General features: G+C 68.5%; 8 protein-coding genes. 6 read left to right on the top strand and 2 right to left on the bottom strand.

Annotation, left to right across the window (positions count from 1 at the left end):
- Window positions 1-31: 31 nt before the first annotated feature.
- The 5 genes from xth (at window position 32) to BWR60_RS33695 (ending at window position 7,663) form a co-directional block, all read left to right on the top strand.
- On the top strand, window positions 32-802 hold the full coding sequence (xth, locus tag BWR60_RS33715; protein ID WP_088157323.1) for an exodeoxyribonuclease III: 771 nt from the start codon (window positions 32-34) through the stop codon (window positions 800-802).
- Window positions 803-955: 153 nt separating this feature from the next.
- Window positions 956-3,091: an EAL domain-containing response regulator gene (locus tag BWR60_RS33710; RefSeq protein WP_088157321.1), complete on the top strand. Its 2,136-nt coding sequence runs from the start codon at window positions 956-958 to the stop codon at window positions 3,089-3,091.
- Between the two features lie 126 nt (window positions 3,092-3,217).
- Window positions 3,218-4,000 carry a histidine kinase dimerization/phospho-acceptor domain-containing protein gene (locus BWR60_RS33705; protein ID WP_179222062.1) on the top strand — a complete coding sequence of 261 codons (783 nt, stop codon included), beginning with the start codon at window positions 3,218-3,220 and terminating at the stop codon, window positions 3,998-4,000.
- Between the two features lie 130 nt (window positions 4,001-4,130).
- The gene (locus BWR60_RS38805) at window positions 4,131-4,871 is read left to right on the top strand and encodes a histidine kinase dimerization/phospho-acceptor domain-containing protein (RefSeq protein WP_179222061.1); all 741 of its coding nucleotides are present in this window, start codon (window positions 4,131-4,133) and stop codon (window positions 4,869-4,871) included.
- A 353-nt stretch (window positions 4,872-5,224) separates the two neighbouring features.
- On the top strand, window positions 5,225-7,663 hold the full coding sequence (locus BWR60_RS33695) for an ATP-binding protein (RefSeq protein ID WP_179222060.1): 2,439 nt from the start codon (window positions 5,225-5,227) through the stop codon (window positions 7,661-7,663).
- Window positions 7,664-7,752: 89 nt separating this feature from the next.
- On the opposite strand, the gene BWR60_RS33690 is transcribed toward BWR60_RS33695, so the two are convergent.
- Together BWR60_RS33690 and BWR60_RS33685 are read right to left on the bottom strand one after the other, a co-directional pair.
- The gene (locus BWR60_RS33690) at window positions 7,753-8,715 is read right to left on the bottom strand and encodes a crotonase/enoyl-CoA hydratase family protein (protein ID WP_088157313.1); all 963 of its coding nucleotides are present in this window, start codon (window positions 8,713-8,715) and stop codon (window positions 7,753-7,755) included.
- Between the two features lie 344 nt (window positions 8,716-9,059).
- Window positions 9,060-9,941 (bottom strand): LysR family transcriptional regulator, encoded by an 882-nt coding sequence (locus tag BWR60_RS33685; protein WP_088157311.1) that lies wholly within the window; start codon window positions 9,939-9,941, stop codon window positions 9,060-9,062.
- Window positions 9,942-10,056: 115 nt separating this feature from the next.
- Here BWR60_RS33685 and BWR60_RS33680 point away from each other — a divergent pair, with 115 nt between their 5' ends.
- Window positions 10,057-11,070, top strand: coding sequence for a zinc-binding alcohol dehydrogenase family protein (locus BWR60_RS33680; RefSeq protein WP_088157309.1), 1,014 nt, complete (start codon window positions 10,057-10,059; stop codon window positions 11,068-11,070).
- The last annotated feature ends 226 nt before the right edge of the window (window positions 11,071-11,296 follow it).

The following is an 11,296-nucleotide window of genomic DNA, read 5'->3' as shown; positions in this document are numbered from 1 at the left end:
GTCCCCGATCCTCCGGGCGGAGGGCTGAGGCATGCGCATCGCCACCTGGAACGTCAATTCGGTCAAGGCCCGGCTGTCGAACGTGCTGGACTGGCTGCGCAGCGCCGAGCCCGACGTGGCGGTGCTGCAGGAGATCAAATGCGAGACCGAGGCCTTCCCGCGCTTCGAGTTCGAGGCGCTGGGCTACCGGCTGCTGGTGCATGGCCAGAAGAGCTATAACGGCGTCGCCCTGATCTCGAAGCACCCGATCGAGGACCCGATGACCGGGCTGGAGGGCGACGACGGCGACGCCCAGGCCCGCTATGTCGAGGGCACGGTCAAGGGCGTGCGGGTCTGCGGCCTGTACCTGCCGAACGGCAACCCGGCCGGCACCGAGAAATACGACTACAAGCTGGCCTGGATGGACCGGCTGCACCGCCGGGCCGGGACGCTGCTGGCCGCGGGCCGGCCCTTCGTCATGGGCGGCGACTTCAACGTCATCCCGGAGGAGCGCGACGCCGCCGACCCGCATGCCTGGGTCGGCGACGCGCTGTTCCTGCTGGAGACGCGGCGCCGCTACCGGGCGCTGACCCATCTCGGCCTGACCGATTCGTGGCGGGCGCTGAACCCGACCGCCACCGGCTACAGCTTCTGGGACTATCAGGGCCAGGCCTGGCAGGCCGACAACGGCATCCGCATCGACCATCTGCTGGCCAGCCCGGAGCTGGCCGACCGGCTCGAAACCTGTGTCATCGACCGCGAGCCGCGCGGCCGCGACAAGGCTTCGGACCATACGCCGGTGGTCGCGACCGTTTCGGAGTAGGCGAAATCACCGGACCGGATGAATCCAGCCCGGTGATCATACGAATTCCCTCATAATGCGGCGAAAACCCCGCATATAGTATGGGTGGGCCATACCACCCGGGCGCCGCCCTGCCGGCGGACGCCGCGGACGACAGGGAGTTCTGAAGCAGGAATGTCGCTCGTCGTCATCTTGGATGACCGGCCCACCAACCGGAACATCTTCTCCAGGCTTGCCGCCTCGCTCGAAAGCCAGGTGACGGTGCAGGCGTTCGGCGACCCGCTGGAGGCGCTGGACTGGCTGGCGGGCCACACCCCGGACCTGGTGATCGCCGACTACAAGATGCCCAACCTGGACGGCGCTGAGTTCACCCGCCGGCTGCGCGGCAACCCGCATGTCGCCGATGTGCCGGTGATCGTCATCACCGCCTATGACGACCGCAGCTTCCGGCTGCAGGCACTGGAGGCCGGCGCCACCGATTTCCTGCAGAGCCCGGTCGACCATCACGAATTCGTGACCCGGGCGCGCAACCTGCTGCGGCTGCGCCGCCAGCAGCAGCGGGTCAAGCGCCGCGCCGCGACGCTGGAGCGCGAGCTGGAGCGCACCCGGCGCAGCCAGGAGGAGGCGCTGCGCAGCAGCCGCGACGCGCTGGCCCAGGTGATCGACACGCTGCCGGCGATGATCAGCGCCGCCGACCGCGACGGCCGCTGCGTCTTCGTCAACGCCTATCAGGCGGCGATCAGCGGCTCGACCACCGCCGCCCTGGTCGGCGAGGATGTCGCCGCCGTGTTCGGGTCGGAGCGCGGCGCGCGCAGCCGGCAGATGGACCAGCTGGTCTTCGCCTCCGGCGAGCCGCTGCCGAGCTATGAGGAGGTGGTCGAGCGCAGCGGCGTGCGCCAGGTGTTCCTGACCAGCAAGGCGCCGCTGCGGGACGCCGCGAACCAGGTCGAGAGCGTGCTGACCACGGCGCTCGACATCACCGACCGCAAGCTGGCCGAGGAGCATCTGCACCACCTGGCCAACCACGACGCGCTGACCGACCTGCCCAACCGGGTGCATCTCCTGAACCGGATCCGCCGGATCCTGGGCCGCGACCCCGACGCGCCCTTCGCCCTGCACTTCCTGGACCTCGACCGGTTCAAGTCGATCAACGACGCGCTGGGCCACCATTTCGGCGACCAGATCCTGCAGGAGGTGGCGCGGCGGCTGAGCCTGACGGCGCGGCCGGGGGACATCATCGCCCGGCTGGGCGGCGACGAGTTCGCGGTGCTGCAGCTCGGCCTCGCCCGCGGCGAGGACGCGGCCGCGGCGGCGGCGCAGATCCTGCAGGAGATCGCCCGGCCGCACATCCGCAACGACAGCACCGTGTCGCTGACCGCGAGCATCGGCATCACCTTGCATCCCCGCGACGGGAACGATCCCGACCAGCTGTTCCGCAACGCCGATCTGGCGATGTACCGGGCCAAGGCCGACGGGCCGGGCGAGTACCGCTTCTTCGCCACCGAGCTGAACGCCAGCATCCAGGACGCGGTGGTGCTGGAGACCGAGCTGCGGGCGGCGGTCGAGGCCGACCAGTTCGTGCTGCACTACCAGCCGCAGGTCGACCTGCACAGCGGCCGGATCGTCGCCGCCGAGGCGCTGATGCGCTGGCAGCACCCGACCCGCGGCCTGCTGCTGCCGGCGCAGTTCCTGCCGGCGGCGGAGGAGACCGGGCTGATCATCGCCATGAACACCTGGGCGCTGCGCGAGGCCTGCATGCAGGCCGCGGCCTGGGCCCGCGACGGGCTGGCGCTGCGCGTCGGCGTCAACCTGACCTCGCTGCAGTTCCGCAAGCAGGATATCGGCCGACTGATCCGGCAGACGCTGGAGGACAGCGGCCTCGCGCCATCGGCGCTGGAGCTGGAGCTGACCGAGGGCGTGCTGATGCAGAACGCGGAATCGGCGGCCAGCAGGATCCAGGAGCTGCGCGGCCTCGGCGTCCGCTTCGCCATCGATGATTTCGGCACCGGCTATTCCTCGCTCAACTACCTCAAGATCTTCCCGGTCAACCGGCTGAAGATCGACCGCAGCTTCATCCGCAACCTGGAAACCAGCCCGGGGGATGCGGCGATCGTTCGCGCCATCACCAATCTCGGCCATGATCTTGGCCTGGACGTCACCGCCGAAGGGGTGGAAACTCCCGAGCAGCTCGAGACGGTCCGCATGCTGGGTTGCGATGAGGTTCAGGGATTTCACTTCGCCAGGCCGATGCCGGACGACCAGCTGCGGGATTTCGTGCGACGCTGGACGGCGGATCGACGGATTTCATAGCGCCTCGGTCAGGGTTTGACGGTTCGGTTTGCCCGGCGGCACGATCGTGCCGGCCGGGACGGAGTGCTCGGGCGAATGATCGAGAGGAAGGAACAGGCGGGGCCGGGATCGTGGCCCGGACGCATCGTGCAGCGCCTCCGGGCCCGTCCGGACAGCGAGCACGAGATGCGGTTCAACGGCACCGGCTTCGCGATCGCGATCCTGGTCTACCTCCTGGGCCGGGGCGGCGCCGATCCGGACGCGATCGCCGTCCTCTTCGTCTACATGTCGCTCAATGTCTGCGTCCTCGCGCATATCCCGCGCCATCCAGGGGTCTGCCGCCCGCGCCGGACCTTCTCGATCCTCAACGACTTCATCTCCCTGTACTGGGTGATGCATCTCGGCGATGCCGCCACCACGATCCTGTTCCCGATCTATCTTTGGGTGGTCCTGGGCAACGGCTTCCGCTTCGGCCTCCGTTTCCTGACCCTGGCCACGGCCGTCGCCCTCGCCTCCTTCGGCACCCTGGTGGCGACGACGCCGTTCTGGCGCTCGGAACGGGCGCTGTCGGCCGGGCTGGTCGCCGGCATCCTGCTGGTGGCATTCTCGGCGGTGCCGCTGATCCGGAAGCTGCTGCGGGCCAAGCAGCAGGCCGAGGCGGCGGACGAGGTCAAGAGCTTCCTGCTGGCCAGCGTCGGCCACGATCTGCGCACGCCGCTGACTGCCATCCTCGGCAACGGCTCAGGACTACAGGATACCGCGCTGGACCCGGCGCAGCGGGAGATGACCCGGCGGGTCGTCGTAGCGGGGCAGCAGGTGAAAACCCTGCTCGACGGCATGGCCGGCGGCCTCGACGCCGGGACGGCCGGTGCAGGCCTGGTGGACCAGCCCGCCCCTCTGCCGCTGGGACGACCGGCTCCCCGGGCCTGATCCTCCCGATCGCCGCTATATAGAGAACGCCTGATAGAGAACGCCTGTGACGATGACAGACAGCACGAAGAGATCTCCGATCGGATGGGTCATCCGGCGCCTCCGATCCCGTCCGGACAGCGAGCACGAGATGCGGTTCAACGGCGTCGCGCTGTCGACCGCGACGGCGATCTATCTGGCTGCGACCGGCAATTTCGGGCCCGGAGAGATCATCGTCTACGTCACCTATACCGCATTCTGCCTCGCCGTTTTCGCCGACATCCTGCGCCGGCCCCAGGCCTGCAATGCTCGCCGGATCGTCGCCATCATCGGCGATTGCAGCGTGCTGGCCAGCGAGATGTGCCTTCGTGGCGAGTCGACCGCGTTCCTGTTCCCGCTGCTCATCTGGGTCATCCTCGGCAACGGCTTCCGCTTCGGCCTCCGTTTCTTGGCGCTGGCGACGACCGGCGGTCTCGTCGCGTTCGGCACGGTCATCGCGGCCACGCCGTTCTGGCAGTCTGAGCCGGCGGTGTCCGCCGGGCTGATCGCCGGTCTGCTGCTGGCGCCGATCGCCGCCGCGCCGCTGATCCGCAAGCTGTCCCAGGCCAAGCGGCAGGCCGAGGCCGCGAATGAGGCGAAGAGTTTTCTGCTGGCCAGCGTCAGCCATGAGCTGCGGACGCCGCTGACCGCCATTCTGGGCACGGGATCGGTGCTGCAGGACACCAAGCTCGACCCGGCGCAGCAGGAGATCACCCGGCGCGTTATCTCCGCCGGCGAGCGGCTGCGGACCCTGGTCGACGGCCTCTCCGACGCCACATGGATCGAGGAAGGGCACCGTCGCCGGCCGGAGGATCCTCGCCCATCCCCGGCCCCGACAGATGGCGGGACATGACAGTGCTGCCCGATCCCGATCTGGACAGGACCGGCGAAGCAGCAGACAATTCCGGCGGATCAAGACGAATCATCGGCCCGATTGCCATCAGTGCCCGAACCTCTATTTCATGAATCCGATGCCGGAATAACCGGGGCCAACGCCCATTCGCGGCGGCCAGCGGAGAGATGGGTTGTTATGTCGCCGCAATTTGCCTTTAATGCCTCTATACAGCCGCTGCCTGGCGAAATGATCGTGCGGGCCGGCTGGAGTCCTTGCACCCGATGATCAGCAACAGACGGCGGGCAGGATCAGACACTACGATCAAGCGCATCCTGCAACGCTTCCGGAATCGTCCGGACAGCGAGCACGAGATGGGCTACAACCGGGTGGCGTTCTGCCTGCTCATCTTCGCTTATGTGCTGGCGACGGACGGCAGCTCGTCCGATCTGATCCTGCCGACAGTCTACCTGCTGACCGGCATCGGCTTCCTCGTGCATATCGCGATGCGGCCGCGGCGCTGCATCCCCCGGCGGGTGCTGGCCTTGATCGGCGACCTGGGCGTCCTGTCGCTGCAGCTGCATTTCGGCGGCACGATGTCGTCGGTGTTCTTCCCGATCTATCTGTGGGCGATTCTCGGCAACGGCTTCCGGTTCGGAATCCGCTATCTCTATCTGGCGATGGCCGTCGGCGTCGTCAGCTTCGGGTTGGTGGTCGTCACCACGCCGTTCTGGCACGACAATCTCAGCCTGTCCTTGGGCCTGCTGGCCGGCATCGTCATCCTGCCGCTCTATGCCGGCCTTCTCATCACCAAGCTGTCAAAGGCCAAGCAGCAGGCCGAGGAGGCGAGCCAGGCGAAAAGCATGTTCCTGGCCAGCGTCAGCCATGAGCTGCGGACCCCGCTGACCGCCATCATCGGCATGGGATCGGTGCTGCACGACACCCGGCTCGACCCGTCTCAGCGGGAGATGACCCGGACCGTCGTCTCGGCCGGCCGGCAGCTGCTGACGCTGATCAACGACATCCTCGACTTCTCCCGCATCGAGGCCGGGCAGATGTCGGTGCAGGCGGCCGAGTTCGACCTGCCGACCGTCCTGGCCGAGATGCGGGCCATGGTGCTGGCCCAGGCCCAGTCCAAGGGCCTGCACGTCGCGATTCACATCGACCGCCGCGTGCCTCTGCGCCTGCGGGGCAGCGAGCGGCATCTGAAGGAGATTGTCCTCAACCTGCTCGGCAACGCTGTCAAGTTCACCGAGTCCGGCAGCGTGGTAGTGACGGTCGGGAGCGAGCCGGACGAAGCCGGAGAGCGGCCGCGGCTACGCTTCGAGGTCTCCGACACCGGCATCGGCATCGCACCGGAGGCTTCCGCCCACATCTTCGAAAGCTTCCGCCAGGCCGATTCGTCGATCATGGACCGGTTCGGCGGTACCGGGCTGGGACTTGCCATCAGCAAGCGGCTGGTCACCCTGCTCGGCGGCGAGATCGGCGTCGACAGCACGCCGGGGGTCGGCAGCACCTTCTGGTTCACCCTCGGCTTCGATCATGCGAGGGAGGCCGCTGCTGCGACTGCCGGCGAGCCGATTCCGGAGCTCGGCGTGGTTGCCGGTGACGCGGCGCTGGTCGGCCGGCTGATGCCGCTGCTGACCCCCGAGGCCAGCGTGATCGAAACCTTCGGCTCGATCGATGCAGCGCTGGCATGGCATCCGCTGGGCGCCGCTGACGCCGCCGCCATCCTGATCGTCGACCGGCAGGCCTTGCCCGAGGATGCGCAGCGTCGGGCCAAGACCCTCGCCGTGTTGCGCTCGGCCCCGGGAGTCCGCGCGATCCTGCTCGGGGATCCGGCGGTTGCCGGGGATGAGCTGCCGCGAGAGCTGCGCGAAGTGTTCGCCACGATGGCGCCTGCGGATGTCGACGGCCGCACGATTCGGACGGTTCTGCGCATCGCTCAGGCCGGACGCGCCGCTGCCGGCCAGGATGCCGTGGCCCCGTCCAGCCGCGCTGCGAACGGGCGCAGCCTCTCGATCCTGGTCGCTGACGATAACCGCATGAACCAAAAGGTCCTGCGGGAGATCTTGGTCCGCGCCGGCCATCAGGTCCAGCTGGCAGCCAATGGCGAGGAGGCGCTGGACGCGCTCGACACTGCGACCTTCGATCTCGTCCTGATGGACATCAACATGCCGGTGATGAACGGGATCGAGGCCACCAAGCTGTTCCGCTTCACCGCGCTGGACCGCAAGCATGTGCCGATCGTCGCACTGACCGCCGACGCTTCCCCCGGCGTCGCCGCGCGCTGCGCCGAGGCCGGTATGGATGCCTGCCTGACCAAGCCGATCGAACCCGAGACCCTGTTCGCCGCGATCGAGGACGTCCTGGGCGCTCATGCCCCCGCGACGGAGCAGCCGCAGCCGATCCTGCCGCAGAATGTGACCACGCTGCCCCAGGGCGGACCGGCCGCGATCGACATGCGAGTTCTCGACCGGCTGGAGGCCCTGGGCGGCAACGACTTCCTGATCGAACTGATCGACGACTTCCTGGCGGATATCGAGACCATCGCGCAGGAGTTGCAGGAGGCGGCGCAGCAGGGCGATGCCGTTCGGTTCCGGTCGAACGCCCATGCGCTGCGCAGCGCCACCGCGAATATCGGTGCCCGCGGCCTATCCGATCTCTGCCAGGACTGGCAGGGGATCAGCTCCGCGGACCTGACCTTGAACGGCAACGCTCATCTGCGCCGACTGGCAGCCGAGATGGAGCGCGTGCGGCCGATCCTGCTTCGGCGCCGGGGCGCCGCCACCCGATCGGCGACCAGCGGCTGAGAGTCCGGACGAGCACGATATCCGGACTCCTGGGGGACCAACCGTCCGTCCACCCCCTCCCTGCGGCGGACGGACGATGCCAGGCCCTGTCACTCAGCGGCGAACGGCATCGCCGATTCCCGGCGCCGGTCCTGCGCCGCTGTCAGCCGCGCCATCTTGCGCAAGTCCCCCTCCTCCAGCCGCAGCGCCGCATCGATCCAGATCTCGACCACATCCTGCAGTTCCTGGAACGTCACCGGGTTTACCCGCCGCCGGACCTGGTACATCGACATCAGGGCGTTGCGCCTGCGGCGATGCCAGGCCAGATGGTCGCGCAGAGTCTCGGCGCCCTGGCCGTCCTCGGCCAGCAGGTCGACGACGCCCATTTCATGCAGCTCCTCGGCGGAGTAGATCCTGCCGCTGGCGATCATCCGTTCGGCCGCCACCACGCCCAGCCGGCGCGACAGGAAGCTGTAGGCCCCCATGCCCGGGAACAGGTTGAACAGGATTTCCGGCAGGCCCATCTTGGCGCTGCGCTCGGCCACGATCATGTCGTGCGCCAATGCGCTCTCGAAGCCGCCGCCCAGGGCATCTCCCTGCACCAGCGCGATGGTCACGACCGGCAGATCGAAGGCGATGGCGTTGCGGTGGATCGCTTCGATGCAGAGATGACCGTAGCGGCGCAGGGCGGTACGGTCACCGGCCCGGATCTTGTCCGCGAACAGGCCGAGATCGCCGCCGAGGTTGTAGGTTCCGGGAACGCTCGATGCCAGAACATAGTAGTCGAACGGGGTCTGCGCCTCATCGGCGCGGCTCGCGAACAGCCGCTGCAATGACCGCTGCATGTCGTTGATGTCCTGCAGCAGTTCCGGTGTGAAGCTCGGCCGTCCTTCCGGTCGCATCTGGCACCAGTAGATCCGGTCGACCGGGTCGAGCTCCACAGCCAGGTTGCGATAGTGGCTGCGGGCGACCTCGAGATGGGCCGGTTCCCGGGCCACCGCTGCCGCGGATTGTAGTCCGAACACCGTTGGCTGCTGCCGGGCAGGCTCGGGAATGGCGATGCTGGGGGTCATATCGTGCTCCTTCGATGGATGCCGCCCGCATCAAGCCTGAACGTCGGCACGGGAGGTCTTCTTCTGCGGAGCGGCAGATCATTCTGTGCAATTCCATCTTCTTTGACCACACGCGATGCGTTATTGGTGTGCTTGCGAAGAATTTTAGCGATTGTCAGGCAAATATCTTTAAAAATACCCATAAAGCCGTATGCCGCACCGCTCCCTCACCATCCGGGGGAGAAGCCACAGCCCGGCCGCCACGCGGCTGGCCCGCAGGCGTTCCGATGCCCGCCGGGCGGCCGGGCCTCCCTATGCCATGACGGAGAGCAGATCCCGGATGCAACAGCCGGGTGATGGCCGTCTCAGGCTGCCTGTCGGATCGCCGGCAGCCGGCTCAGGCTGTCCTCGATGAAGCCGACCAGCGTCGCCTTGACCTCGCGCCGGCCGGTGCCCTCGCCGAACACCGCGAGCTCGACCTCGCCGAGATCCGGGAACCCCATCTCCGGGGTCAGTCGCTCGACATCCTCCGGCAGCGCGCTCTCCACCGTCACGGCGACGCCGAGGCCGGCGCGGGCGGCGGCGATCACGCCCATCACGCTTTCGCTGGTGTAAAGCACCCGCCAGGCCTGCCTCCTCGCCTTCAGCACCTCCAGCGCCCGGCCGCGGAACACGCAGGGCGGCGGCAGGGCGCAAAGGGGCAACGGATCGCCGGGCGGCAGCTCCAGCCCAGGCGCGCGCAACCAGACCAGCCGCTCGCGGTGGATCACCCGGCCGCGGGTCACCCCGTCGTCACGCTTGGCGATGACGAGGTCCAGCTCGTGCCGGTCGAAGGCCTCGATCAGGCCGCTGCTCATGCCGACCCGGACCTCGATATGCACGCGGGGAAACACCCGGGCGAAGCGTGACAGCACCCCGGGCAGGTGCTGCGGCACGAAGTATTCGGCGATGCCCAGGCGGATCTCGCCCTCCGCCCCCGGCTCGGCGAAACGCTGCAGGGTCTCGTCGTTCAGCTCCAGGAGGCGCCGGGCATAGCCCAGCAGCAGCTCACCGTCGCGGGTCAAGGCCAGCGACCGGCTGGTGCGCTCGAACAGCTGGCGGCCCAGCTGCGCCTCCAGCCGCTTGATCTTGACGCTGACCGCCGACTGGGTGCGGCCCAGGCGGCCACCGGCGGCGGTGAAACCGCCGGCGTCGACGATGGCGGTGAAGGCGCGCAGCGCGTCGATGTCGAGATCGGGCAGGCTCATGCATCCATTTACGGTCGCGATCGCAAAAATCTCAACTATTCATTTCCACGATCGATCCCGGCGTCTCATCTTCATCGCCGACGCCTTGGGGCGAACTCTTCGGGAGACGAGGATCATGAAAGCCATCGGTTACGTCGACAGCCTGCCGATCGAGGATGAGCGGTCGCTCGCCGAGTTCGAGGCCGCGACGCCCGTTCCGGGCCCGCACGACCTGCTGGTGAAGATCGAGGCGGTGTCGGTCAACCCGGTCGACACCAAGGTGCGGATGCGCCGCCAGGGCACCGCCGAAGCGCCCGTGATCCTGGGCTGGGACGCCGCCGGCACCGTGGCCGCGGTCGGCGCGGACGTGACCCTGTTCCGGCCGGGCGACGCGGTCTACTACGCCGGCGACCTGACCCGCCCCGGCACCAACGCCGAATACGGGCTGGTCGACGAGCGCATCGCCGGCCGCAAGCCGGAGAGCCTGTCCTTCGCCCAGGCCGCGGCGCTGCCGCTGACCGCGATCACCGCCTGGGAGGCGCTGTTCGACCGCTTCCGCCTGCCGGTCGGCAAGGTGCCGACCGATGACGCGATCCTGATCGTCGGCGCCGCCGGCGGCGTCGGGTCGATCGCGGTGCAACTGGCCCGGCGCCTGACCAGCCTGACCGTGATCGGCACCGCCTCGCGGCCGGAAAGCCAGTCCTGGGTCGCCGGGCTGGGCGCCGATGCGGTGATCGACCATACGAAGCCGCTGGCGGCGGAGCTGGCGCGGATCGGCCGGCCGCAGGTGCGCTACATCCTGTCGCTGACCCACACCGACCGGCATTGGGACGAGATCGCCGCGGCGCTGGCGCCGCAGGGCGAGATCTGCTTCATCGACGACCCCGAGGCCCTGGACATCATGAAGATCAAGGGCAAGGCCGGGGCGGTGCATATCGAGTTCATGTTCGCCCGGTCGATGCACCGGACGCCGGACATGGTGCAGCAGCACAAGCTGCTGACCGAGGTGGCCGGGCTGGTCGATGCCGGCCTCGTGAAGACCACGCTGGGCGAGGTGGTGGGCCCGATCACCGCCGCCAACCTGCGCCGCGCCCACGCCCTGATCGAGAGCGGAAGGACCGTCGGCAAGCTGGTGCTGGCGGGGTTCTAGACGGGGCGAGAACTCGTTGGGCGTCTTCGCGCGTTGCCTCTCCCGCCGGACGCGGGAGAGGCAATCGTCATCCCAGCCGGGACGTATCCCGCTTCGTGATCACCTACCGCCCCGGCGCCGAGGGCACGTACCAGCCCTTGGGCAGGCCGCTGGCCTGGCGCTTGAGGGGGGCGGGCGCGGTGGTCGCGGCCACGCGGGTCGGCGCCACCACCACGGGGGCCGGCGC

Source organism: Inquilinus limosus, assembly GCF_002195995.1.
Taxonomy (GTDB): Bacteria; Pseudomonadota; Alphaproteobacteria; order DSM-16000; family Inquilinaceae; genus Inquilinus; species Inquilinus limosus_C.
The sequence above is the reverse complement of the archived record's forward strand: the minus strand, read 5'-3'. Positions and strand labels throughout refer to the sequence as shown.

Coding starts and splice junctions, on each gene's coding strand:
- BWR60_RS33710 (WP_088157321.1), top strand. CDS start 956: ATGTCGCTCGTCGTCATCTTGGATGACCGGCCCACCAACCGGAACATC.
- BWR60_RS33695 (WP_179222060.1), top strand. CDS start 5,225: ATGGGCTACAACCGGGTGGCGTTCTGCCTGCTCATCTTCGCTTATGTG.
- xth (WP_088157323.1), top strand. CDS start 32: ATGCGCATCGCCACCTGGAACGTCAATTCGGTCAAGGCCCGGCTGTCG.
- BWR60_RS33680 (WP_088157309.1), top strand. CDS start 10,057: ATGAAAGCCATCGGTTACGTCGACAGCCTGCCGATCGAGGATGAGCGG.
- BWR60_RS33685 (WP_088157311.1), bottom strand. CDS start 9,941: ATGAGCCTGCCCGATCTCGACATCGACGCGCTGCGCGCCTTCACCGCC.
- BWR60_RS38805 (WP_179222061.1), top strand. CDS start 4,131: ATGCGGTTCAACGGCGTCGCGCTGTCGACCGCGACGGCGATCTATCTG.
- BWR60_RS33690 (WP_088157313.1), bottom strand. CDS start 8,715: ATGACCCCCAGCATCGCCATTCCCGAGCCTGCCCGGCAGCAGCCAACG.